Genomic DNA, 1,558 nt, shown 5'->3' with positions numbered 1-1,558 from the left:
GTGACTATTCACGTCAGTTTGTGAGTGCGGGTGTCCAGGGGGTTCCGAGTAGCGCGTCGTAGAGGGACTGGGCGGCGCGCAGGCCGTTCTTGCGGACGGTGGAGATGTAACCGCGGATGGACAGGAAGGCCTGGGCGCCTTTGAGCGTGCGGAAACCGCCGCTGACCTTGGTTTTCGTCTTGATCATGCGGATGTCTTGCTCGGCGACGTTATTGGAGAACGCGACGGTGAAGTCCGCGGCGAACCGCAGCACCTCGTCTTTTCGATCCCGCAGTCGCAGTGCCAGGTTCCGGGCCGGGCTCTGCTTGCCCGAACCGCGTGGGGGATGCGCTGCCAGGGCCCGTTCCACCAGGTCATCGAAGCGCCGGGACAAGTCATCGAACTTGAAGGCCGGCAGGCGATCGTGTCCTTTGTCCCGCCATGCGGCCACCCACCGATGACCATCGCCCAGCAGCAGGACCAGCGCCCCAGCCCAGCCATCGGCGCGAGCGACGGCGTCGTACTCGCCGATCCCGGTGGCCTCGCGCACGATGTGCGCGTTGCACAAGGCGTGCGTGCACCTGTCGAAGGCCTGGTAGGAACGGTAGGCGTCGTGCATGGCCACGCCGGTGAAGCGGGGCAGGATCCCGAACGCGGTGATCGATTCGGTACCGCGCCCGTGCTCGTCGATGTGGTAGGCGGTCAGCGTGGGCGTCGCAGCCACGTGCAACCAGTGATTCTTACCGTTCACGCGGGTGACGCTCTCGTCGAAGTGCGCCACGCTAGCGCCGGCGATGGCATCGCCGATAGCGGTGGTGACCGGGGACAGTACGGCGGCCATCTTGCCGACCGCGGCACTGATCCATCCACTGGACACCTCTATCCCGGCCACGTCGGCGAGGATCTCGGCAATGCGGCCGACCGGGATGTGATGCTGGACCGACAGATAAGCGGCCAGAGCGCTCACTCGTGGCCCATACACCGCCGGGGCCGTGGCGAACACCGGGGCCGCGGCGCGGGTGAGCGTTCCGCAGCCATCGCAGGCCACCGTGTGCAACTCGTGCGCGGTGACCTCCACCTTCACCTCGGGCACGTCGAAGACCTGCCGGATCACCGGCTCACCCACCAAGGCCGCACCGGCCAGATCGCTTCCGCACCCCGCACATGAGGCCGGCAGGTGGGGCACCCGTCGCGTTGGGTTCGCCACCTGCATCAACGCCGTCCCTGGCGCTCCGGGCTGCTTGCCCACCCTACGTCCGCTCCTGCCTCGCATCGACCGAGGCGGCGCCTTGGCCAGGCCATCGGCCGACGGCGGCTGCGAGGAGTTCCGCGAGTTACGTCCCAACTGCCGCCGCAGCTCAGCGTTCTCCTCACGCAGCTCAGCGATCTCCGTTTTGAGCTGGGTGTTCTCTGCCTCCAGCGCATCCAATCGCGCGGTCAGCACCCCGACCAACGCCACGAGCTCGCCGTACGACGGTTGCTCGCTCTGGGCCGGAGTCACCCGAAGATCATCCCATGGGCAAGATCATGCTGCGTCACCACACAGAGTCCTACACAAGGAAGCGACGTGAATAGTCAC

1 protein-coding gene is annotated in these 1,558 nt (G+C 66.6%); it reads right to left on the bottom strand.

Features of this window, described 5'->3' with window-relative positions:
* Nucleotides 1-13 precede the first annotated feature (13 nt).
* Nucleotides 14-1,423, bottom strand: a complete 1,410-nt coding sequence (gene tnpC / locus ITP53_RS55230) for an IS66 family transposase (RefSeq protein WP_328818948.1) — start codon at nucleotides 1,421-1,423, stop codon at nucleotides 14-16.
* Nucleotides 1,424-1,558 lie beyond the last annotated feature (135 nt).

The sequence above is a fragment of the Nonomuraea cypriaca genome (genome assembly GCF_015645445.1).
In the GTDB taxonomy this organism is placed as follows: domain Bacteria; phylum Actinomycetota; class Actinomycetes; order Streptosporangiales; family Streptosporangiaceae; genus Nonomuraea; species Nonomuraea cypriaca.
Note: the sequence above shows the minus strand (reverse complement) of the source record. Positions and strands in the feature narration are given on the sequence as shown.